We start from the raw sequence: 22974 nt of genomic DNA on the forward strand, positions 1-22974 counted from the left end.
CAGTGCGCCGCGCCGTATGCCCCGGGTCGTTCGACCCGATCACCAACGGACACCTCGACATCATCGCCCGGGCCTCCCGGCTGTACGACGAGGTCTACGTCGCGGTGATGATCAACCAGTCCAAGAGAGGGCTGTTCGAGATCGAGGAACGGATCGACCTGATCCGCCGGGTCACCGCCGAGTACGGCAACGTCCGGGTCGAGGCCTTCCACGGCCTCCTGGTCGACTTCTGCAAGCAGCGCGAGATCCCCGCCATCGTCAAGGGGCTGCGCGCGGTCAGCGACTTCGACTACGAACTGCAGATGGCCCAGATGAACAACGGCCTCTCGGGAGTGGAGACCCTCTTCGTCCCCACCAACCCCACCTACAGCTTCCTGTCCTCCTCCCTCGTCAAGGAGGTCGCGGCCTGGGGCGGTGACGTCTCCCACCTGGTGCCGCCGGAGGTCCTGGGCGCCCTCACCGAACGCCTGCGCAAGGACTGACCCGGCACGCGGGCCGCGGGCCTCCGGGCGGCCGGTGTCCACCGGGCGCCCCGGGGCCGTACAGTCGTCCCGTCCGTCTCCAACACAGCTGTAGAGAGTGGCGAGCACAGGTGGACGTGCAGAAGAAGCTGGACGAGATCGTCGCCGCGGTCTCCGGTGCCCGGTCGATGCCCATGTCGGCCTCGTGCGTGGTCAACCGCGCCGAACTGCTCGCGATGCTCGACGAGGTGCGCGCGGCGCTGCCCGACTCCCTCGCCCAGGCGCAGGAGTTGATCGGCGGCCGGGAGCAGATGGTCGAGCAGGCCCGCCAGGAGGCCGAGCGCATCATCGAGAGCGCCCACGCCCAGCGCGGTTCGCTGGTCTCCGACACCGAGGTCGCCCGCCGCTCCCAGTCCGAGGCCGACCGGATCCTCACCGAGGCCCGCCAGGAGGCCGAGGAGATCCGCGCGGAGGCGGACGACTACGTCGACTCCAAGCTCGCCAACTTCGAGGTCGTCCTCACCAAGACCCTCGGCTCCGTCGGCCGCGGCCGCGAGAAACTGCTCGGCACCGGTCCGGGCCTCGACGAACAGGGCTACGAGGACGAGGACGCCCCCGAGCGCAGCCACGACCCCGAGACCCTGCGCCGGAATGCCGACGAGTACGTCGACGTCAAGCTCGGCGCCTTCGAGGCGGTCCTCGCCAAGACCCTGGACGCCGTCGGCAAGGGCCGGCAGAAGCTGCACGGCCGGATCGCCTCCGACGACCTCGGCGCCCTCGCCGACGACCTCACCTCCGTCCAGCACTCCAGCGACGCCGACTACCTCGCCGACCTCGCGTCGGTCGCCGACCGGGGTGCCCCGCCCAGGCCGGCCCGGCAGCCCGAACCGCAGCAGCCGCAGCAACCCCAGCAGCAGCCCCAGTACGCCCAGCCCGAGCCCGCCTACGGCTACCAGCAGCAGCCGGACCCCTACGCCGGCTACCAGCAGCAGTACGGCGCTCAGCAGGACCAGTACGGCTACCAGCAGGCCGACCCGTACGCCGGTTACCAGGGCTACGACCCCCAGACGCAGGCGTACGACCCCGGCCAGGCACAGCAGCCCCAGCAGTCCCAGCAGTCCCAGCAGGGCTACTCCCTCGACGAGACCAGCCTGTTCGACACCAGCATGATCACGCCGGAACAGCTGCGTGCCTACGAGCGCGAGCGGGGCCTGTAGGGGCGGATTGGGCCGAGAGCGAAAGGTCCAGTATCCTGGCTCTTCGGTCGCGTGTGCGCTTGCGCTTGCCCGCGTATACGTTTCGCGAACCGTGCTGCCCGGGATGTCCGTACGGCAGCGATCCCCCGAGCTCGAAAGACCGAAAGCAGGAATGGCTCTGAACGCCCGCCTCGACCACCGCAACCCCCTCGTGTTCGACACGCACGAGCTGGGACGGCGGCCCGGTGCGCTGCAGCGCCTGACCCGTACGGTCGACGCTCCCCAGGACCTCGGGATCGCCGGGGTCGTCGGAGTGCCGGAAGGCGCCCCGGTGGAGCTCGAACTCCGGCTCGAGTCGGTCATGGAAGGTGTGCTCGTCACAGGCACCGCCCGTGCGAAGGCCGAGGGGGAGTGCGTAAGGTGTCTGGAGCCGCTGGAGCAGGAACTCCAAGCGGACTTCCAGGAGCTGTTCTCGTACCCTGACGCCGACGACCGGGGCCGTGTGATCGCGGAACCGGGCGACGACGCCGAGGACGACGAGGACAGGCTCCTTCTCGAGGACGGCCTGTTCGACCTCGAGCCGGTGCTGCGCGATGCGGTGGTGCTCGCACTGCCGATGCAGCCGGTGTGCCAGGAAGACTGCCCGGGTCTGTGTTCCGAGTGCGGAGCACGGCTCGCTGACGACCCGGACCACCACCATGATGCCGTCGACATCCGTTGGGCGGCTTTGCAGGGACTCGCCGGCACCATGTCGGACGGCGAGAAGGACGAGATGAGCGGCGCCGAACCGGGCGTCGACGAGAAGCAGGAGAAGTAGCCGTGGCTGTTCCGAAGCGGAAGATGTCGCGCAGCAACACGCGCCACCGCCGGTCGCAGTGGAAGGCTGCGGTCCCCACCCTGGTTGCGTGCGAGCGCTGCCACGAGCCCAAGCAGCAGCACATCGCGTGCCCGTCTTGCGGCACTTACAACAAGCGCCAGGTCCTCGAGGTCTGAGCGGCTGGTGAGAGGCACTGTGTCCACGCCGAAGAAGAACTCTGCGGACAACCAGGCCTCGTCCCACACGCTTCTGGAAGGGCGGCTCGGCTATCAGCTCGAGTCCGCCCTTCTGGTGCGTGCGCTGACCCACCGTTCCTACGCGTACGAGAACGGCGGCCTGCCGACGAACGAGCGGCTGGAGTTCCTCGGGGACTCCGTGCTCGGCCTCGTCGTCACGGACACGCTGTACCGCACCCACCCCGATCTGCCCGAAGGCCAGCTGGCCAAGCTGCGGGCCGCGGTGGTCAACTCGCGTGCGCTGGCGGAAGTGGGCCGCGGGCTGGAACTGGGCTCCTTCATCCGGCTCGGCCGCGGTGAAGAGGGCACGGGAGGCCGGGACAAGGCATCCATCCTCGCCGACACCCTCGAAGCGGTGATCGGCGCCGTCTATCTCGACCGGGGCCTCGACTCGGCGGCGGAGCTGGTGCACCGCCTGTTCGACCCCCTGATCGAGAAGTCCTCGAACCTCGGTGCCGGCCTGGACTGGAAGACCAGTCTCCAGGAGCTCACCGCGACCGAGGGGCTCGGTGTCCCCGAGTACCTGGTCACGGAGACCGGCCCGGACCACGAGAAGACCTTCACTGCTGCCGCCCGCGTCGGAGGCGTCTCGTACGGCACCGGCACCGGCCGCAGCAAGAAGGAGGCGGAGCAGCAGGCCGCCGAGTCCGCGTGGCGGTCCATCCGGGCCGCGGCGGACGAGCGCGCCAAGGCGGCGGCGGAGGCCGAGGAGGTCGTCCAGACCGCCGAAGCCGAAGCCTCCGGCAAGGGCGCAGACGCCCCGTCGGCCTCCGCCTGACCGACAGTTCGTCCCGAGCGCCCGCCCCGACCCGGGGCGGGCGCTCGGTGCTGGGCCCGGCCCGGCCCACCGTTCCTGAAGGGGAGACCATGCCCGAGCTGCCCGAGGTCGAGGTCGTACGGCGCGGACTCGAGCGGTGGGTCGCCCACCGGACCGTGGCCGACGCCGAGGTGCTGCACCAGCGGGCGGTACGCCGCCACCTCGCCGGCGCCGACGACTTCGCCGACCGGCTCAAGGGCCACCGCATCGGTGTGCCCAGCCGGCGCGGCAAGTACCTGTGGCTGCCGCTGGAGGACACCGGGCAGTCCGTGCTGGCCCACCTCGGGATGAGCGGCCAGCTCCTCGTCCAGCCGCAATCGGCGCGGGACGAGAAGCACCTGCGCGTCCGCGTCCGCTTCACCGACGCGCTCGACACCGAACTCCGGTTCGTCGACCAGCGCACCTTCGGCGGCCTGTCGCTGCACGACAACACCCCCGACGGCCTGCCCGACGTCATCGCCCACATCGCCCGCGACCCCCTCGACCCGCTGTTCGACGACGAGGCCTTCCACCACGCCCTGCGCCGCAAGCGGACCACCATCAAGCGGGCCCTGCTCGACCAGTCACTGATCAGCGGCGTCGGCAACATCTACGCCGACGAGGCGCTGTGGCGCGCCCGCATCCACTACGAGCGCCCCACGGCCGGCTTCACCCGCCCGCGCACCCTGCTCCTCCTGGGACACGTCCGGGACGTCATGAACGCGGCCCTCACCGCGGGCGGCACCAGCTTCGACAGCCTCTACGTCAACGTCAACGGCGAGTCCGGCTACTTCGACCGCTCCCTGGACGCCTACGGCCGCGAGGGGCTGCCCTGCCGCCGCTGCGGCACACCGGTGCGCCGGCGGGCCTGGATGAACCGGTCCAGCTACTTCTGCCCGAGCTGTCAGCGGGCGCCGCGCGTGACGTCGTAGCGCTCGCGGGCCCGCAGCACGCTGTCCATGCTGCCCTCGACGTACCGGATGAGGGACAGCAGACGCTCCGCCACCTCGCGGCCCAGCGGCGTCAGTTCGTAGTCCACCCGGGGCGGGTTCGTGGGCTGGGCCTCACGGTGCACCAGCCCGTCGCGCTCCAGCGCCTGCAACGTCTGGGACAGCATCTTCTCGCTCACCCCGTCGACCCGCCGGCGCAACTCGTTGAACCGCAGCGAGCCCTCGTACAGCGCGCCCAGCGTCAGCCCGCCCCACCGCCCGGTCACGTGCTCCAGCGTGCCGCGCGAGGGACACGCCCTGGCGAACACGTCGAAGGCGAGCTCCCGCTCCTCCGCACGCGGCTCCGTGGTCGTCATACCACCAGGCTACTTCAGAACAGCGCCCACCGGCAGAGGGCGCTAACCCATGGTTAGCGCCCTGGTCGTCCGCTCAGTAGCCGAAGTTCTGGGTCCACCACGGGCCGCCCGGGCCCATGTGGACGCCCACACCCAGCGTCTTGAAGTCGCAGTTCAGGATGTTCGCCTTGTGGCCGGGGCTGTCCATCCAGGCCTGCATCACGGCCTCCGCGTCGGCCTGGCCCCGGGCTATGTTCTCGCCGCCGAGACCGCTGACACCGGCGGCCTTGGCCCGGTCCCACGGGGTGTCGCCGTCGGGGTCCGTGTGGTCGAAGAAGGCGCGCCGCGCCATGTCGTCGCTGAACGCCGTCGCCAGATCGGTCAGTGCGCGGTTCGCGGTGACGGGGGCGCAGCCGACCTTGGCCCGCTCCGCGTTGACCAGCCGGAGGACCTCGGCTCCCGCGGCGCTCTCCGCGGACGAGGGGGCCGGGTTGTCGGTCTTCTTCCCCGGTTCCGGCGTCGCCTTGCGGGTCGGTTCCCTCTCCGCCGTCTTCTCCGGGGTGGCCGCGGGCTTCTCCTCCTCCCGCGGCTTCTCCGCTTCCTCCGGGGCCTCCGTCGGCGAGGCAGGTGTGGAGGGTGTCGCGGACGGCGTGGGCGGGACGGGGCGGTCGGCGTCACGGCCCGCGGGGGTGCCCGCGTCCCGGCCGGGAGACTCCACGCTGCCGGACGTGCCGCCCTGCTCGGTGGGCAGACTGGTCGCCACGCCCCCGGCCTGTACCTCCTCGCCGGGGGAGGCGTCGCCGCCGAGCTTGTAGTTCTCCAGGCCCGGCACCGCGCCCGTGGCCACGGCGACCGTGCCGATGGCCATGGCGGCGGACACGCCGAGCAGACCGGTGCGCACCGGTGCGGCGGCCTTCTTCTTGCGGCGCCGGCTCCCGCTCGTGGGCCGGCCGGGCTCGTCGGCCGTGACGCCGCGGGGGGAGGGGACCTGAAGGGAGTCCCGCCCGCCGTGGCCGCCGCGGGGGGCGTAGTCGTCGCCCGCGGCGAAGCCGTCGTACGCGAAGCCGTCACCGGCGACGGCGTGACCGGGCCGGTCCTGGCCCGTGGAGAAGGTGCTGTCCGGGAAGCCGCCCCGGGTGAAGTCGGCGCCGGCGGAGTACACGCCGCCGTCGTCCGTCGCGTACAGGTACGCCTCGCTCCGCGCGTAGGTCTCGGCGTAGGCCTCCGGGTTCAGGTACGGCGCCGTGCCCATCGTGGGCGGGCCGCCCGCCCGGTCGCCCAGGGTGTCCGGGCCCGCGTCGTAGAGGCCGTCGTGGTGAGTGGCCCCGGTGGCGCGGCCCGTGGCGGCGCGGCCGGCGGCGGAGCGTCGGTGGCGTCCCATGTCCTGGCCTTCCTCGTCCTGGCGGTCGACTCGTCTTCGCGACCAACCCGAAACTCGATGATCACAAAACTCACACCAACGAGTGAGTTTCATATGAGATTCATGGGTGGGGACGGTACCGCATGGCGCCAGGGGGCGGAGTGCCCGGTGGGACTTTGTCCGGTTAGGTTGCAGCCATGAGCGAGGATGTGCGACTGGTTGCCTGGGTGCGGGGGCGTGTCCAGGGAGTGGGTTTCCGCTGGTTCACCCGGGCCAAGGCCCTGGAACTCGGCGGCCTGAGTGGTTTTGCTCTCAATCTGGGCGACGGCAGGGTCCAGGTCGTGGCCGAGGGCTCCCGTGAACGCTGCGAGGCGCTGCTGGACTGGCTCCAGGCCGGCGACACGCCCGGACACGTGGACGGAGTCACCGAGATCTGGGACACACCCCGCGGCGGCTACGACGGCTTCGCCATCCGCTGACCCGGCCTGCCGGAGCCGCGCCCTCCGGGCCCCGCCGGCCCGTGACCGGGCGGTCGCCGAGGGAAAACGTCCTGGTGATTGCGGAGAACGGCTTGCCAGGAGGAGCGCGGACCGCCAAGATGATCGCCACGTCCCGAGGACCCGTGAGAGTCGCGACGCCGCCGCATCCCGGCCGTGCGCGCCCCGTCGTCCGCCAATACGGGGCGTGATCGTGTTGACCCTCAAACTTTTTGGTGAGACGCTGAAAGCCCCGCGCACCTCAGCTGTTTGGCATGGCTGAACGGCAGCACGATGAGCACAACTCCAGGCATGCCAGGCATAGCGGGTGCGAATCCCTCACGACCCACACCGCATCGGTCGGTCACTCATTGTGGAGGACCATCCATCATGGCAAAGGCGCTTCTCGGTTACGTCGGCGGCTCCGACCCGCGACTCCTCGCCGAGATGCGACGGCTCCAGCAGCGCGTCCAGGACCTGGAATCCGAGCTCGGACGGATCCAGGCGGAAAACGAGGCGCTGGCGGCTGCCGCTTCTCACGACAGGATCATGGAGAGCGTTGACGCACACCAGGCGGAGCCTGCGCTCACCTGATCACTGCATCGCTCAACGGACAGCAACATCAGCGGTCGGGCCTGCCCGGCACCACCGCCAAGCAGTCAGAATGGCAAGGGACGCCTCGGCGTCCCTTCTTTCTTCCCCGCCTCCGCGTCCTCACCCCGGCGCCGGCACCCCCGCGCGTGGCGCTCCCTGTCCCGCGCATCCTTTCACCCTCTTCAACGTCTGGTCTGCCCTCCGCGTTCACCCGCGAAACCGGACGTTCATGGAGTGAGACCTGCCCGGCGGGTAAAGTCCGGCGGCGTGCACCTGAAGGCCCTGACCCTGCGCGGCTTCAAGTCGTTCGCCTCCGCGACCACGCTCCGGCTCGAGCCGGGCATCACGTGCGTCGTCGGTCCGAACGGCTCGGGCAAGTCCAACGTCGTGGACGCGCTCAGCTGGGTCATGGGCGAACAGGGCGCCAAGTCGCTGCGCGGCGGCAAGATGGAGGACGTCATCTTCGCCGGCACCACCGGCCGCCCCCCGCTGGGCCGCGCCGAGGTGTCGCTGACCATCGACAACTCCGACGGCGCCCTCCCCATCGAGTACGCCGAGGTCACCATCACGCGGATCATGTTCCGCAACGGTGGCAGCGAGTACCAGATCAACGGCGACACCTGCCGGCTCCTCGACATCCAGGAACTGCTCTCCGACTCCGGCATCGGCCGTGAGATGCACGTCATCGTCGGCCAGGGCCGGCTCGACTCCGTCCTGCACGCCGACCCGATGGGCCGCCGCGCCTTCATCGAGGAGGCGGCCGGCGTCCTCAAGCACCGCAAGCGCAAGGAGAAGGCGCTGCGGAAGCTGGACGCGATGCAGGCCAATCTGGCGCGCGTGCAGGACCTCACCGACGAGCTCCGGCGCCAGCTCAAACCGCTGGGCCGCCAGGCAGCCGTCGCACGACGGGCCGCCGTCATCCAGGCCGACCTGCGCGACGCGCGGCTGCGCCTGCTCGCCGACGACCTGGTGCGGCTGCGCGAGGCACTGGCCGCGGAGATCGCCGACGAGGCCGCCCTCAAGGAGCGCAAGGAGGCGGCCGAGGCCGAGCTGAGGAAGGCCCTCCAGCGCGAGGCCCTGCTGGAGGAGGAGGTGCGCCGGCTCAGCCCGCGCCTGCACAGCGCCCAGCAGACCTGGTACGAGCTCTCCCAGCTCGCCGAGCGGGTGCGCGGCACGATCTCGCTGGCCGACGCGCGGGTGAAGAGCGCGGCCTCCGCGCCCCCCGAGGAGCGGCGCGGACGTGACCCCGAGGACATGGAGCGCGAGGCCGCCCGCATCCGCGAGCAGGAGGCCGAACTGGAGGCCGCCCTGGAGGCGGCCGAACGCGCGCTCGAGGACACGGTCGCCCACCGCGCCGAACTGGAACGCGCACTCGCGCAGGAGGAGAGGCGCCTGAAGGACGCCGCGCGGGCCATCGCCGACCGGCGCGAAGGCCTCGCCCGGCTCAAGGGGCAGGTGGGCGCCGCCCGTTCGCGCGCCGGCGCGGCCCAGGCCGAGATCGAGCGGCTGGCCGCCGCGCGGGACGAGGCCCGGGAGCGGGCCGTCGCCGCCCAGGAGGAGTACGAGGCGCTGCAGGCGGAGGTCGACGGCCTCGACGCGGGCGACAGGGAACTCGCGGAGCGTCACGAGGACGCCAAGCGCGGCCTCGCCGAGGCCGAGAGCGCCCTCACCGCCGCCCGCGAGGCGCTCACCACCGCGGAACGCAAGCGCGCCGCGACCCAGGCCCGCCACGAGGCGCTCGCCCTCGGCCTGCGCCGCAAGGACGGCACCGGCGTCCTGCTGGACGCCCGGGACCGCCTCACGGGACTGCTGGGACCGGCCGCGGAACGGCTCACGGTGGCGCCCGGCCACGAGGTCCCCCTCGCGGCCGCCTTCGGCGCGGCGGCGGACGCCCTCGCGGTGACCTCCCCGTCCGTCGCGGCCGACGCCCTCCGCCTCCTGCGCAAACAGGACGCCGGCCGCGCGGCCCTGCTGGTCTCGGCACCCGGCACCGGCGAGCCGACGCCGCCCTCGGAGAGCGAAGGCGTCGACGACACCGCCGCCGCACCCGCCGAGCGGTTCGTCGGCGGACCCGCCGACCTCATGCCGGCCGTACGGCGGCTCCTGCGGGGCGTCGTCGTCGTCGCCACCCTCGAGGACGCCGAGGAACTCGTCCACGCCCGCCCCGACCTCACCGCTGTCACCGCCGAGGGCGATCTCCTCGGCGCCCACTTCGCGCACGGCGGCTCCGCGGGCGCACCCAGCCTCCTGGAGGTGCAGGCCTCCGTGGACGAGGCCGCCGCCGAGCTGGAGGAGCTGGCCGTGCGGTGCGAGGACCTGGCCGAGGCGCAGGAAGCGGCAGCCGGACGGCGCCGGGAACGCGCGGCCCTCGTCGAGGAGCTCGGCGAGCGGCGCCGGGCCGCCGACCGGGAGAAGTCTGCCGTCGCCCAGCAGCTCGGCCGGCTCGCCGGACAGGCGCGCGGCGCGGCCGGGGAGGCCGAACGGGCCGGCGCCGCCGCCGCCCGGGCCCAGGACGCACTCGACACGGCCCTCGCCGACGCCGAGGAACTCGCCGAACGGCTCGAGGCCGCCGAGGAACTGCCCTACGAGGAGGAACCCGACACCTCCGTACGCGACCGGCTCGCCGCCGACGGCGCCAACGCCCGCCAGACCGAGATGGAGGCCCGCCTCCAGGCCCGTACGCACGAGGAGCGGGTCAAAGGGCTGGCCGGACGGGCCGACTCGCTGGACCGTGCCGCCCGCGCGGAGCGCGACGCACGCGCGCGTGCCGAGCAGCGCCGCGCCCGGCTGCGCCACGAGGTGGCCGTCGCCGGCGCCGTCGCCTCGGGCGCCCGCGAGCTCCTCGCCCACGTCGAGGTGTCCCTCGCCCGCGCCGACCGCGAGCGCACCGCCGCCGAGGCCGCCAAGGCCCGCCGTGAGGAGGAACTGGCCCGCGCCCGCACCCAGGGGCGCGATCTCAAGGCGGAACTCGACAAGTTGACGGATTCAGTTCACCGCGGCGAGGTACTAGGAGCTGAGAAGCGGCTGCGCGTGGAGCAGCTGGAGACCAAGGCGCTGGAGGAACTGGGTGTCGAGCCGGCCGGGCTGGTGTCGGAGTACGGCCCGCACCAGCTGGTGCCGCCCTCGCCCCCCGCCGAGGGCGAAGAACTGCCGGAGGACCCGGAGCACCCGCGCAACAGGCCCCGCCCCTTCGTGCGGGCCGAGCAGGAGAAGCGCCTGAAAGCCGCCGAGCGCGCGTACCAGCAGCTCGGCAAGGTCAATCCGCTCGCCCTGGAGGAGTTCGCGGCGCTGGAGGAACGCCACCAGTTCCTCAGCGAGCAGCTGGAGGACCTGAAGAAGACCCGCGCGGATCTGCTGCAGGTCGTCAAGGAGGTCGACGAGCGGGTCGAGCAGGTCTTCACCGAGGCCTACCGGGACACCGCGCGGGAGTTCGAGGGCGTCTTCTCCCGGCTGTTCCCGGGCGGCGAGGGCCGTCTGGTGCTGACCGACCCCGACAACATGCTCACCACGGGCGTGGACGTCGAGGCGCGTCCGCCGGGCAAGAAGGTCAAGCGGCTGTCGCTGCTCTCGGGCGGTGAGCGGTCACTGACCGCCGTGGCGCTGCTCGTGTCGATCTTCAAGGCGCGGCCCAGCCCGTTCTACGTCATGGACGAGGTCGAGGCCGCCCTCGACGACACCAACCTCCAGAGGCTGATCCGGATCATGCAGGAGCTGCAGGAGGTCTCGCAGCTGATCGTGATCACGCACCAGAAGCGCACGATGGAGGTCGCCGACGCGCTCTACGGCGTCTCCATGCAGGGCGACGGCGTGTCGAAGGTCATCAGCCAGCGTCTGCGCTAGACCGGCACCAAGTCTTCAATATCTGAACACCCCTCACCCCATCACGTCTCGAAACTCACAGCAGACCGCCTATTGACTTCAAGAGTTGAAGACATAGTCTCTGCCATGTTGTTTTTACCTTCAGGTACCTTCCGCTGGACCTCGAAGGGCTGACCCCCATCCGGCGACGTTGCCGGTGGCCCGAGGAGTACACGTGACCAGCACATCGCAGGCACAGCAGTCAGGAGCCAGGACGGCTCACCCCGAACATCTCGGGCACGTCATCTTCATCGCGGCGGCGGCCGCCATGGGCGGTTTCCTCTTCGGCTACGACAGCTCCGTGATCAACGGCGCCGTCGAGGCCATCCGCGACCGCTACGACATCGGCTCCGCCGCGCTCGCCCAGGTCATCGCCGTCGCCCTGATCGGCTGCGCCATCGGCGCCGCGACCGCCGGCCGCATAGCCGACCGCATCGGCCGCATCCGGTGCATGCAGATCGCCGCGGTGCTCTTCACCGTCAGCGCCATCGGCTCCGCCCTGCCCTTCTCCCTGTACGACCTCGCCTTCTGGCGCGTCGTCGGCGGCTTCGCCATCGGCATGGCCTCCGTCATCGGCCCGGCCTACATCGCCGAGGTCGCCCCGCCCGCCTACCGCGGCCGGCTCGGCTCCTTCCAGCAGGCCGCGATCGTCATCGGCATCGCCGTGTCCCAGCTGGTCAACTGGGGCATCCTGAACGCCGCCGACGGCGACCAGCGCGGTGAGCTCCTGGGCCTGGAGGCCTGGCAGGTCATGCTCGGCGTCATGGTCGTACCCGCCGTCCTCTACGGCCTGCTGTCGTTCGCCATCCCCGAGTCCCCGCGCTACCTGATCTCCGTCGGCAAGCACGAGCGCGCCCGGCGGATCCTCGAAGAGGTCGAGGGCAAGGACATCGACCTGGACGCCCGTGTCACCGAGATCGAGTCGGCGATGCACCGCGACGAGAAGTCCAGCTTCAAGGACCTGCTCGGCGGCAGCTTCTTCTTCAAGCCGATCGTCTGGATCGGCATCGGCCTGTCCGTCTTCCAGCAGTTCGTCGGCATCAACGTCGCCTTCTACTACTCGGCCACGCTGTGGCAGTCGGTCGGCGTCGACCCGACGGCCTCGTTCTTCTACTCCTTCACCACGTCGATCATCAACATCGTCGGCACCGTCATCGCGATGATCTTCGTCGACCGCATCGGCCGCAGGCCCCTCGCCATCATCGGCTCGGTCGGCATGGTGATCGGCCTCGCCCTGGAGGCATGGGCCTTCTCCTTCGACCTCGTCGACGGCCAGCTGCCCGCCACCCAGGGCTGGGTCGCCCTGATCGCGGCGCACCTCTTCGTCCTCTTCTTCGCCCTGTCCTGGGGCGTCGTCGTGTGGGTCATGCTCGGCGAGATGTTCCCCAACCGGATCCGCGCCGCCGCGCTCGGTGTCGCCGCCGCCGCGCAGTGGATCGCCAACTGGGCCATCACCGCGAGCTTCCCCTCGCTGGCCGACTGGAACCTGTCCGTCACCTACGTGATCTACACGGCCTTCGCCGCGCTCTCCATCCCCTTCGTGCTGAAGTTCGTGAAGGAGACCAAGGGCAAGGCGCTGGAGGAGATGGGCTGACCGCCCCGCCGGACCCGGGGAGAGGGGCTCAGGTCCCCGCCGCCCTTCTCCCCGTATCTCCCGCCCACCGCCCCGGTCCCGCACCGCCAGGACCGGGGCGGTGGCCTGCCCGCGCCCCGCCGGACCGGCCCCGGCGGCACCGCACCCGCACCGCGCGGCACGTGGCGTCCGGCGCGCGTCACCATCGGCACGACCGGGGTACCCATGGCCGATACTGGACGCGTTATGGACATCGTCATCCTTGCTGTAGTCATCGCCGTGGTCGTGCTCGGCGCGCTCGGCGGGCTCATCGTCGGCAGCCGGCGCAAGAAGCCGCTGCCCCCGCCGCCGCCCGCCGCGCCCGACATCACCGCCCCTCCGGCCGAGCCGCACGTCGGCGAAGAGGCCGAGACGCCGCGGGAGGGACCGCGGCGCACCATCGAGGAGGTTGATCTTCCGGCGGGCGCCGGCCCCGTCGTCATCGAGGAACCGCCCGCCGCCGAGGCTCCCGAGATCGAGATCCCGGAGCCCACCGCCGGCCGTCTGGTCCGGCTGCGCGCCCGTCTCTCCCGCTCGCAGAACGCCCTCGGCCAGGGCCTGCTCACCCTGCTGTCCCGCGAGCACCTGGACGAGGACACCTGGGAGGAGATCGAGGACACCCTGCTCACCGCCGACGTCGGTGTGCAGCCCACCCAGGAGCTGGTCGACCGGCTCCGCGAGCGCGTGAAGGTGCTCGGCACCCGAACCCCCGAGGAACTGCGGGGGCTGCTCCGCGAGGAGCTGATCACCCTGGTCGGTCCCACGATGGACCGCACCGTGCACACCGAGAACGCGGCCGGCGGCCCCGGCGTCGTGATGGTCGTCGGTGTCAACGGCACCGGCAAGACCACCACCACCGGCAAGCTCGCCCGCGTCCTGGTCGCCGACGGCAACACCGTCGTGCTCGGCGCCGCCGACACCTTCCGTGCCGCCGCCGCCGACCAGCTCCAGACGTGGGGTGAGCGGGTCGGCGCCCACACCGTGCGCGGGCCGGAGGCCGGTGATCCGGCCTCCGTCGCGTTCGACGCGGTCAAGGAGGGCAAGGAGATGGCCGCCGACGCCGTGCTCATCGACACCGCCGGCCGGCTGCACACCAAGACCGGCCTCATGGACGAGCTCGGCAAGGTCAAGCGGGTCGTGGAGAAGCAGGCCCCGCTGGACGAGGTGCTGCTCGTGCTCGACGCCACCACCGGACAGAACGGCCTGGTGCAGGCCCGGGTCTTCGCCGAGGTCGTCGACATCACCGGCATCGTGCTCACCAAGCTCGACGGCACGGCCAAGGGCGGCATCGTGATCGCCGTCCAGCGCGAGCTCGGCGTGCCGGTCAAGCTGATCGGGCTCGGCGAAGGCGCGGACGACCTCGCGCCGTTCGAGCCCGAGGCCTTCGTGGACGCCCTCATCGGGGAGTGACACCCCGGGAGGACCGGCGGCCGGCAGACCCGGCGGACGCGAGGAAGCGCCCGCCCCCGAACCGATCGGGGGACGGGCGCTTCGCCGTGTCAGGTGGGACCTACCTGCCCGACCGGTGCGCCACGTACGCCAGCGTGCCCAGCAGCAGACGCGCCTCGGGCGGCCGGCAGGCCGAGTCCAGGGCGGGGGAGCGCAGCCAGCGCACCGGGCCGAGGCCACCGCGGTCGGAGGGCGGGGCCGTGATGTGCGTACCGGCGCCGAGGCCGCGCAGGTCCAGGGCGGCCGGGTCGTCCCAGCCCATGCGGTAGAGCAGCTCGGGCAGGGCGGCGGCGGCCCCGGGGGCGACGAAGAACTGGGCACGCCCGTCCGGGGTGGCGGCGACCGGGCCGACCGGCAGGCCCATGCGCTCCAGCCGGGCCAGCGCGTGGCGCCCGGCGGGCCCGGCCACCTCGATCACGTCGAACGCCCGCCCCACGGGCAGCATCAGCGGGGCTCCGGGGAACTCCGACCAGAGCGCCGTCACCTCGTCCAGCGGCGCCCCGGCGCGGATCACGGGCGCGTGACCGAGCGGATGCGCGCCCGGTGCCCGGCAGCCGGCGCGCCCGCAGGAGCAGGCGCCCGCGGCGGCGGCCCGGACGCCCGGCACCACGTCCCAGCCCCACAGTCCCGTGTACTCCGCGACGACGGTGCCGTCCGACGAGCGGCCCCGGCGGCGGGAGCCGGACCGGATGTCGCGGATGCCCCGGCTGATGCCGATCGTGAAGCCCATGCCCCCTCCAACGGGTCCGACACACTGACGGTCACGCAATGGACATAGAGAGTCACTCTCTGTTTCCGACTTCCCGCGCGCCGACCCGGCGAAGCGGCGCCTCGGGGTGCCGGAGGTGGCGCGGCGGCCGGTGCGCGCCCCCGCGTGCTCCGCTGCACTCACTCTTGGCTGTCCCGTGTCAAGTGAATCGTGCGTCGGCGACGGTGAGTTCATTCGAAGGGGTGGCGAATGGTGGCGATTGCGGTTCCGCCATGGTGAGACGGGTGATCGTAGGGTTACGTTGTGTGCACGGCTTCTTGGGGCACATGCACTCGTGGGTATGCCGGAGGCAACTCGGCTTTCCGTTCGGAGGGTGACAACCGCCGGACGGGCGGCCCCGACAACCGGCATTCTGATAGGGCTTGGCGCATTCGGCGACAAGTGGTCTTCAGGGATGGGGGCGTTCCAGTGAGCGGCAACGGCGGTGGCGGGACGAGCGCGGCGAGTCCGGAGAAGCGCCCGAACGAGCGCCTCGCCTCGTGGTTCGTCCGCAGCGGCTGGTCCAAGGGCGAGCTGGCCCGCCAAGTCAACCGCCGCGCACGCCAGTTGGGTGCCAACCACATCTCCACCGACACCTCGCGGGTGCGCCGCTGGCTCGACGGGGAGAACCCGCGCGAGCCGATCCCCAGAATCCTGTCCGAACTGTTCTCCGAACGCTTCGGCGTCGTCGTCTCCGTCGAGGACCTGGGCCTGCGCACCACGCGTCCCGTGCCCTCCGCGACCGGCGTCGACCTGCCGTGGACGGGCCCGCAGACCGTGGCCCTGCTCAGCGAGTTCTCGCGCAGCGACCTGATGCTGGCGCGGCGCGGCTTCCTCGGGAGCTCGCTCGCCCTCTCCGCGGGCCCGTCCCTCATCGAGCCCATGCAGCGCTGGCTCGTCCCCAACCAGCCCGCGCCGCTGCCCCGGACCGAGCCCGACCAGGCCCCCTCTGCGGCCCGCGCCCGCGGCCGGCTGTCCAAGCCGGAGCTGGACCTGCTGGAGACCACCACCGTGATGTTCCGGCAGTGGGACGCCCAGTGCGGCGGCGGCCTGCGCCGCAAGGCGGTCGTGGGACAACTGCACGAGGTCACCGACCTGCTCCAGGAGCCCCAGCCCGAGACCGCCAGCCGGCGCCTGTTCAAGGTCGCCGCCGAACTCGCCGAACTGGCCGGCTGGATGTCGTACGACGTCGGGCTCCAGCCCACCGCGCAGAAGTACTTCGTCCTCGCCCTGCACGCGGCCAAGGAAGCCGGTGACCGGCCGCTCGGCTCCTACGTGCTGTCCAGCATGAGCCGTCAGATGATCCACCTCGGCCGCCCCGAGGACGCCCTGGAACTGATCCACCTCGCCCAGTACGGCAGTCGCGACTGCGCCAGTCCCCGCACCCAGTCGATGCTGTATGCGATGGAGGCCCGCGCCTACGCCAACATGGGGCAGCCCGGCCGCTGCAAGCGGGCCGTGCGGATGGCCGAGGACACCTTCGCCGAGGCCGGCGAGTGGGACGAGCCCGACCCCGACTGGATCCGCTTCTTCTCCGAGGCCGAGCTCCACGCCGAGAACTCCCACTCCTACCGCGACCTCGCCTACGTCGCAGGCCGCAGCCCCACCTACGCCTCGCTCGCCGAACCGCTGATGCGGCGCGCCGTGGAACTCTTCGGCCAGGAGGGCGGCGAACACCAGCGCTCCTACGCCCTCAACCTGATCGGCATGGCCACCGTCCACCTGCTCCAGCGCGAACCCGAGCAGAGCGCGATGCTCGCCACCGAGGCCATCAAGGCGGCCAAGAAGGTCCGCTCCGAGCGCGTCAACACTCGTATCCGAAAGACCGTCGACACCGCCGTACGCGACTTCGGGGACCTCGCCGACGTCGTCGAACTCACCGAGCGGCTCGCGATCGAGCTGCCCGAGACCGCCGAAGCGGTCTGACCTCCTAGGAATCACCCGGACCCCGGCCGCGGCCGGCCCTCCCGAACTGCCCGACTCGGCTCCCCCATGCCAGTCATTCGGAGGCCGACCGCGGCCGGCTTCTCGTCTCCCCGGCCCCGGCTCACCGCCGGACGCCGAAGGTTGCGCCACGATAACGATCAGCGCAACCCGGATCCGGCAGTTCATCGACCCGTAACACCTCGGGCGCCTTCGTCACGGCCGCGAAACAACGAGGGGCTTCCACCGAAACGGCGCTGCGCGAATCTCATGGCGCATAACCGGCCCACCCCTCAATCCGCTCAAGGCTTCGCCCGCACGGGGCCGTACCAACGACGAGGAGACGCCGATGGCACCAGCCATCACCCTGGCCGCAGACGCGCCCACGCTGTCCGCCGCCAACACAGGGTTCATGCTCATCTGTTCCGCCCTGGTGATGCTCATGACTCCCGGCCTGGCCTTCTTCTACGGAGGCATGGTCCGCGTCAAGAGCACCCTCAACATGCTGATGATGAGCTTCATCAGCCTCGGCATCGTCAGCGTCCTGTGGGTGCTGTACGGCTTCTCCATGGCGTTCGGCACCGACTCCGGACACCTCATCGGATGGAACTCCGACTGGGTCGGCCTGAGCGACATCGGACTGACCGAACTGTGGGACGGCACCACCATCCCGCTCTTCGTCTTCCTGGTCTTCCAGATGATGTTCGCCATCCTCACCCCCGCGCTGATCAGCGGCGCCCTCGCCGACCGCGTGAAGTTCACGGCCTGGGCGCTCTTCATCGCCCTGTGGGTCACCGTCGTGTACTTCCCGGTCGCCCACTGGGTCTGGGGCTCCGGCGGCTGGGCCTTCGAGCTGGGAGTGATCGACTTCGCCGGCGGTACGGCCGTGCACATCAACGCCGGTGCCGCGGCGCTCGGCGTGATCCTCGTCATCGGCAAGCGCATCGGCTTCAAGAAGGACCCGATGCGCCCGCACAGCCTCCCGCTGGTCATGCTCGGCGCGGCCCTGCTGTGGTTCGGCTGGTTCGGCTTCAACGCCGGCTCCTGGCTCGGCAACGACGACGGCGTCGGCGCGCTGATGTTCGTCAACACCCAGGTCGCCACCGGCGCCGCGGTCCTCGGCTGGCTCGCCTACGAGAAGATCCGGCACGGCGCGTTCACCACGCTGGGCGCCGCCTCCGGCGCGGTCTCCGGCCTGGTCGCGATCACCCCGGCGGGCGGCGCGGTCTCCCCGCTCGGCGCCATCGCGGTCGGCCTCGTCGCCGGTGTGCTGTGCGCCATGGCCGTCGGCCTGAAGTACAGGTTCGGCTACGACGACTCCCTCGACGTCGTGGGTGTCCACCTCGTCGGCGGCATCCTCGGCTCCCTCCTCATCGGCTTCTTCGCCACCGGCAAGGGCCAGTCCGACGTCGCGGGCCTCTTCTACGGCGGCGGCCTGGACCAGTTCTGGAAGCAGTGCGCCGGTGTCGCCGGTGTCCTCGTCTACTCCCTGGTCGTCTCCGCGCTCCTCGCCCTCCTCCTCGACAAGACGATCGGCATGCGAGTCTCCGAGGACGACGAGGTGGCCGGCATCGACCAGGCCGAGCACGCCGAGACCGCGTACGACTTCAGCGGCGCCGGCGGCGGCGCGGCCCGCACCGCCCCCGCCGCCCCGGCCGAGAGCAAGAAGGTGGACGCATGAAGCTCATCACCGCCGTCGTCAAGCCGCACCGGCTCGACGAGATCAAGGAGGCCCTGCAGGCCTTCGGCGTACACGGTCTGACCGTCACCGAGGCCAGCGGCTACGGCCGCCAGCGCGGCCACACCGAGGTCTACCGCGGAGCCGAGTACACCGTCGACCTGGTGCCCAAGATCCGCATCGAGGTACTGGTCGAGGACGACGACGCCGAACAGCTGATCGACGTCGTGGTCAAGGCCGCCCGCACCGGCAAGATCGGCGACGGCAAGGTCTGGTCGGTCCCGGTCGAGACAGCCGTACGGGTACGCACCGGTGAACGCGGCCCGGACGCGCTCTGACAGCACACGAGCGGAACAGGAGTCGCCGGGTGACGGGCAAGGACACGCACGACGAGGCAGAGAACTCGGGACCCAGCGGCTACGCGGCGGCCCGGCTGCGCCTCCTCACCGAGGAGGCGCGGTCCGGGCCGCCGCGCCGTGCCGCTCTCGCGGACCTCACCGACACCTGGCTCGGCGGACTGTTCGCCGCGGGCGCCGGGGCCCCGCGCGGGGTCTCCCTGATCGCCGTCGGCGGCTACGGACGCGCGGAACTCTCCCCCCGCAGCGACCTCGACCTGCTCCTGCTGCACGACGGCGGCGCCCCGGAGGCGGTCGCCGCGCTCGCCGACCGCCTCTGGTACCCCGTCTGGGACCTCGGTCTCGACCTCGACCACTCCGTCCGCACCCCCGCGGAGGCCCGCAGGACCGCGGCCGAGGACCTCAAGGTGCAGCTCGGACTGCTGGACGCCCGGCACATCGCCGGTGACCTGGGCCTCACCACCGCCCTGCGCACCTCCGTACTCGCCGACTGGCGCAACCAGGCACCGAAACGCCTCCCCGCCCTGCGGGAGATGTGCGAGGAGCGCGCCGAACGAACGGGCGAACTGCAGTACCTCCTCGAACCCGACCTCAAGGAGGCCCGCGGCGGGCTCCGGGACGCCACGGCCCTGCGCGCGGTGGCCGCCTCCTGGCTCGCCGACGCCCCCCGCGAGGGCCTCGCCGAAGCCCGCCGCCGCCTCCTCGACGTACGGGACGCCCTGCACCTGACCACCGGCCGCGCCACCGACCGCCTCGCCCTCCAGGAGCAGGACCAGGTCGCGGCCGGACTCGGGATGCTCGACGCGGACGCGCTGCTGCGGCAGGTCTACGAGGCCGCACGGGTTATCGCCTACGCCACGGACGTCACCTGGCGCGAAGTGGGACGCGTCCTGCGTTCCCGCGCGGTACGGCCACGGCTGCGCGCCCTGATGGGCGGAAAGCCCGGCCCCGAGCGCACCCCGCTCGCCGAGGGCGTCGTGGAACAGGACGGCGAGGTGGTACTCGCCCGCACCGCGCGCCCCGAACGCGACCCCGTGCTCCCCCTGCGCGCGGCGGCCGCCGCCGCTCAGGCCGGACTGCCGCTCTCCCCGCACGCCGTACGGCGCATGGCGACCGGCGCCCGCCCCCTGCCCACGCCCTGGCCGGCGGAAGCGCGCGAACAGCTGGTGACCCTGCTCGGCTCCGGCCGGCCCACCGTGCAGGTCTGGGAGGCGCTGGAGGCGGAGGGCCTGGTCAACAGCATGCTCCCGGACTGGGAACGGGTCCGCTGCCGCCCCCAGCGCAACGCCGTCCACCTGTGGACCGTGGACCGGCACCTCATCGAGACCGCCGTACGCGCCTCCGAGTTCACCCGGCGCGTGCACCGGCCCGACCTGCTGCTGGTCGCGGCACTGCTGCACGACATCGGCAAGGGCCGGCCCGGCGACCACTCGGTGGCCGGCGAGGTCATCGCCCAGGACGTGGCCGCCCGCATCGGCTTCGACCACCACGACGTCACCGTGATCGCCACCCTCGTACGCCACCACCTCCTGCTCGTCGAGACGGCCACCCGGCGCGACCTGGACGACCCGGCCACCGTGCGGGCGGTCGCCGAGGCCGTCGGCAGCCAGGGCACCCTGGAACTGCTGCACGCCCTCACCGAGGCGGACGCCGTCGCCACCGGCCCGGCGGCCTGGTCGTCCTGGCGTGCCGCGCTCGTCGCCGACCTGGTCGGGCGGGTCTCCGCCGTCCTCTCCGGGAACGTCCCGGCCGACCCCGCGCAGGCGGAGCCCACCGCGGAACACGAGCGCCTCGCCCTGGAGGCCGTCGCCACGGCCGCGCCCGTGCTCTCCCTGCGGGCGCAGACCGAACCGCCCGCCGAGCCCGCCGGCGACCCCGAGCCACTGGGCGTGGAACTGCTCATCGCCGTACCCGATCAGGCGGGTGTGCTGCCCGCGGTGGCCGGCGTGCTCGCCGTGCACCGGCTCACCGTACGGACCGCGGAACTGCGGGCCCTGGACCTCCCCGACGGGGTCGACGGCTCGGTGCTGCTGCTGGCCTGGCGGGTCGCCGCCGAATACGGCTCCCTGCCCCAGGCCACCCGGCTCCGCGCCGACCTCGTCCGCGCCCTCGACGGCAGCCTCGACATCGCCGCCCGCCTCGCCGAACGGGACGCCGCCCACCCCCGTCGCCGGGGCGTGGTCGCGCCCCCGGCACGCGTGACGGTCGCCCCGGCCGCGTCCCGCCACGCCACGGTGATCGAGGTCCGGGCCCAGGACGCGCCGGGACTGCTGTTCCGCATCGGGCGCGCCCTGGAGGACGCGGCCGTATGCGTGCGCAGCGCCCACGCGAGCACCCTGGGCGCCAACGCGGTGGACGCCTTCTACGTCACGGACCCCGAGGGCACCCCCCTGCCCGCCGAGGAGGCCGTGGCGGTGGCCCGCAAACTGGAGGAGACGCTACGTGGGTGAGGACACTCCGGCGTGCCCTCGCGCCGGGATACCCTGGAGGGCGATTCCCCAGCCCGTCTCCGACTCCGAGGACCGACACCGCCGTGTTCGACACTCTTTCCGATCGCCTTTCAGCGACCTTCAAGAACTTGCGCGGCAAGGGGCGCCTGAGCGAAGCGGACATCGACGCCACGGCGCGTGAGATCCGCATCGCTCTCCTCGAAGCGGATGTGGCCCTGCCGGTCGTCCGCGCGTTCATCAAGAACGTCAAGGAACGCTCGCTCGGGGCCGAGGTCTCCAAGGCGCTGAACCCCGCCCAGCAGGTGCTCAAGATCGTGAACGACGAGCTCGTCACGATCCTGGGCGGCGAGACCCGCCGTCTGCGCTTCGCCAAGCAGCCCCCGACCGTGATCATGCTGGCCGGTCTGCAGGGTGCGGGCAAGACCACCCTCGCGGGCAAGCTCGGCCGCTGGCTGAAGGAGCAGGGCCACTCGCCCGTGCTCGTCGCCGCCGACCTCCAGCGCCCCAACGCCGTCAACCAGCTGAGCGTCGTCGCCGAGCGCGCCGGCGTGGCCGTCTACGCGCCCGAGCCGGGCAACGGTGTGGGCGACCCGGTCAAGGTCGCCAAGGACTCCATCGAGTTCGCGAGGACCAAGGTCCACGACATCGTGATCGTGGACACCGCCGGCCGCCTGGGCATCGACCAGGAGATGATGCAGCAGGCCGCGGACATCCGCGACGCCGTCAGCCCCGACGAGATCCTGTTCGTCGTCGACGCGATGATCGGTCAGGACGCGGTCAACACCGCGGAGGCCTTCCGTGACGGCGTCGGCTTCGACGGCGTGGTGCTCTCCAAGCTCGACGGCGACGCCCGCGGCGGTGCGGCCCTGTCGATCCGCCAGGTCACCGGCAAGCCGATCATGTTCGCCTCCAACGGCGAGAAGCTCGACGACTTCGACGCCTTCCACCCCGACCGGATGGCTTCCCGCATCCTCGACATGGGTGACCTGCTCACCCTGATCGAGCAGGCGGAGAAGACGTTCAGCCAGGAAGAGGCCGAGAAGATGGCCTCCAAGCTGGCGTCCAAGAAGGGCCAGGACTTCACCCTGGACGACTTCCTGGCCCAGATGGAGCAGGTCCGCAAGATGGGTAGCATCTCCAAGCTGCTCGGCATGCTGCCCGGCATGGGCCAGATCAAGGACCAGATCAACAACCTGGACGAGCGGGACGTCGACCGCACCGCCGCGATCATCAAGTCGATGACCCCGGCCGAGCGCCAGGAGCCGACGATCATCAACGGCTCGCGCCGCGCCCGTATCGCCAAGGGTTCGGGTGTCGAGGTCAGCGCGGTGAAGAACCTCGTCGAGCGGTTCTTCGAGGCCCGCAAGATGATGTCCCGCATGGCGCAGGGCGGCGGCATGCCGGGGATGCCCGGGATGCCGGGCATGGGCGGCGGTCCGGGCCGGACGAAGAAGAAGCAGAAGCAGGCCAAGGGCAAGCAGCGCTCCGGCAACCCGATGAAGCGCAAGCAGCAGGAGCAGGAGGAGGCCGCGCGCCGCGCCGCCGCCGCGGAGGGCGGCGGCGCCTTCGGCCTGCCGCAGCAGGCCGGCAAGGACTTCGAGCTGCCCGACGAGTTCAAGAAGTTCATGGGCTGAGGCCCTCGTCGAGACCACTGGGGCGTCCCTCGCCGGAGGGGCGCC

The 22974-nt window shown here is 71.7% G+C and carries 19 protein-coding genes; 16 read left to right on the plus strand and 3 right to left on the minus strand.

The features are described 5' to 3' along the window. Window positions 1-2 precede the first annotated feature (2 nt). The 6 genes from coaD (at window position 3) to mutM (ending at window position 4438) form a co-directional block, all read left to right on the plus strand. Complete coding sequence (gene coaD, locus IE172_RS16770) at window positions 3-482, plus strand: pantetheine-phosphate adenylyltransferase (RefSeq protein ID WP_190098178.1); 480 nt, start codon at window positions 3-5, stop codon at window positions 480-482. Window positions 483-592: 110 nt separating this feature from the next. Further along, the gene (locus tag IE172_RS16775; protein ID WP_190098044.1) at window positions 593-1678 is read left to right on the plus strand and encodes a F0F1 ATP synthase subunit B; all 1086 of its coding nucleotides are present in this window, start codon (window positions 593-595) and stop codon (window positions 1676-1678) included. A gap of 151 nt (window positions 1679-1829) precedes the next feature. Then, window positions 1830-2474 carry a YceD family protein gene (locus IE172_RS16780; protein WP_190098045.1) on the plus strand — a complete coding sequence of 215 codons (645 nt, stop codon included), beginning with the start codon at window positions 1830-1832 and terminating at the stop codon, window positions 2472-2474. A gap of 2 nt (window positions 2475-2476) precedes the next feature. Continuing rightward, window positions 2477-2650, plus strand: coding sequence for a 50S ribosomal protein L32 (gene rpmF, locus IE172_RS16785; RefSeq protein ID WP_003951102.1), 174 nt, complete (start codon window positions 2477-2479; stop codon window positions 2648-2650). A gap of 19 nt (window positions 2651-2669) precedes the next feature. Continuing rightward, entirely contained in the window at window positions 2670-3488 is an 819-nt protein-coding gene (rnc, locus tag IE172_RS16790; RefSeq protein ID WP_190098179.1) for a ribonuclease III, read from the plus strand. Window positions 3489-3577: 89 nt separating this feature from the next. Then, complete coding sequence (gene mutM / locus IE172_RS16795; RefSeq protein ID WP_190098046.1) at window positions 3578-4438, plus strand: bifunctional DNA-formamidopyrimidine glycosylase/DNA-(apurinic or apyrimidinic site) lyase; 861 nt, start codon at window positions 3578-3580, stop codon at window positions 4436-4438. On the opposite strand, the gene IE172_RS16800 is transcribed toward mutM, so the two are convergent. Both IE172_RS16800 and IE172_RS16805 read right to left on the minus strand, forming a co-directional pair. Then, a complete protein-coding gene (locus tag IE172_RS16800; RefSeq protein WP_190098047.1) occupies window positions 4411-4812 on the minus strand; it encodes a winged helix-turn-helix transcriptional regulator in 402 nt (133 codons plus the stop codon). The genes mutM and IE172_RS16800 overlap by 28 nt on opposite strands. Window positions 4813-4885: 73 nt before the next feature. Then, a complete protein-coding gene (locus tag IE172_RS16805) occupies window positions 4886-6172 on the minus strand; it encodes a CAP domain-containing protein (RefSeq protein WP_190098048.1) in 1287 nt (428 codons plus the stop codon). 176 nt (window positions 6173-6348) lie between these two features. Between IE172_RS16805 and IE172_RS16810 the strand changes: the two genes are divergently transcribed. From IE172_RS16810 to ftsY, 5 genes are all read left to right on the plus strand, one after another. Then, window positions 6349-6630: an acylphosphatase gene (locus IE172_RS16810; protein ID WP_190098049.1), complete on the plus strand. Its 282-nt coding sequence runs from the start codon at window positions 6349-6351 to the stop codon at window positions 6628-6630. Window positions 6631-7017: 387 nt separating this feature from the next. Next, window positions 7018-7221 (plus strand): hypothetical protein, encoded by a 204-nt coding sequence (locus IE172_RS16815; RefSeq protein ID WP_190098050.1) that lies wholly within the window; start codon window positions 7018-7020, stop codon window positions 7219-7221. A 267-nt stretch (window positions 7222-7488) separates the two neighbouring features. Then, on the plus strand, window positions 7489-11061 hold the full coding sequence (smc, locus tag IE172_RS16820) for a chromosome segregation protein SMC (protein ID WP_190098051.1): 3573 nt from the start codon (window positions 7489-7491) through the stop codon (window positions 11059-11061). A 193-nt stretch (window positions 11062-11254) separates the two neighbouring features. Beyond that, window positions 11255-12673: a sugar porter family MFS transporter gene (locus tag IE172_RS16825; protein WP_190098052.1), complete on the plus strand. Its 1419-nt coding sequence runs from the start codon at window positions 11255-11257 to the stop codon at window positions 12671-12673. A 225-nt stretch (window positions 12674-12898) separates the two neighbouring features. Next, window positions 12899-14101: a signal recognition particle-docking protein FtsY gene (ftsY, locus tag IE172_RS16830; RefSeq protein WP_190098053.1), complete on the plus strand. Its 1203-nt coding sequence runs from the start codon at window positions 12899-12901 to the stop codon at window positions 14099-14101. A 100-nt stretch (window positions 14102-14201) separates the two neighbouring features. Here ftsY and IE172_RS16835 read toward each other — a convergent pair whose 3' ends face one another. Continuing rightward, window positions 14202-14870, minus strand: a complete 669-nt coding sequence (locus IE172_RS16835) for a bifunctional DNA primase/polymerase (RefSeq protein ID WP_190098054.1) — start codon at window positions 14868-14870, stop codon at window positions 14202-14204. Window positions 14871-15317: 447 nt separating this feature from the next. Here IE172_RS16835 and nsdA point away from each other — a divergent pair, with 447 nt between their 5' ends. The 5 genes from nsdA to ffh all read left to right on the plus strand — a co-directional run bounded on the left by nsdA (window position 15318) and on the right by ffh (window position 22929). After that, window positions 15318-16814, plus strand: coding sequence for a transcriptional repressor NsdA (gene nsdA, locus IE172_RS16840; protein ID WP_190098055.1), 1497 nt, complete (start codon window positions 15318-15320; stop codon window positions 16812-16814). 346 nt (window positions 16815-17160) lie between these two features. Next, the gene (locus IE172_RS16845) at window positions 17161-18492 is read left to right on the plus strand and encodes an ammonium transporter (protein ID WP_190098056.1); all 1332 of its coding nucleotides are present in this window, start codon (window positions 17161-17163) and stop codon (window positions 18490-18492) included. Further along, entirely contained in the window at window positions 18489-18827 is a 339-nt protein-coding gene (locus IE172_RS16850; RefSeq protein WP_004924863.1) for a P-II family nitrogen regulator, read from the plus strand. The genes IE172_RS16845 and IE172_RS16850 overlap by 4 nt, the downstream gene beginning before the upstream one ends. Before the next feature lie 29 nt (window positions 18828-18856). After that, the gene (locus tag IE172_RS16855) at window positions 18857-21295 is read left to right on the plus strand and encodes a [protein-PII] uridylyltransferase (RefSeq protein WP_190098057.1); all 2439 of its coding nucleotides are present in this window, start codon (window positions 18857-18859) and stop codon (window positions 21293-21295) included. Window positions 21296-21378: 83 nt separating this feature from the next. Continuing rightward, on the plus strand, window positions 21379-22929 hold the full coding sequence (gene ffh / locus IE172_RS16860) for a signal recognition particle protein (protein WP_190098058.1): 1551 nt from the start codon (window positions 21379-21381) through the stop codon (window positions 22927-22929). Window positions 22930-22974 lie beyond the last annotated feature (45 nt).

It is taken from the genome of Streptomyces griseoflavus, assembly GCF_014649995.1.
Taxonomy (GTDB): Bacteria; Actinomycetota; Actinomycetes; order Streptomycetales; family Streptomycetaceae; genus Streptomyces; species Streptomyces griseoflavus.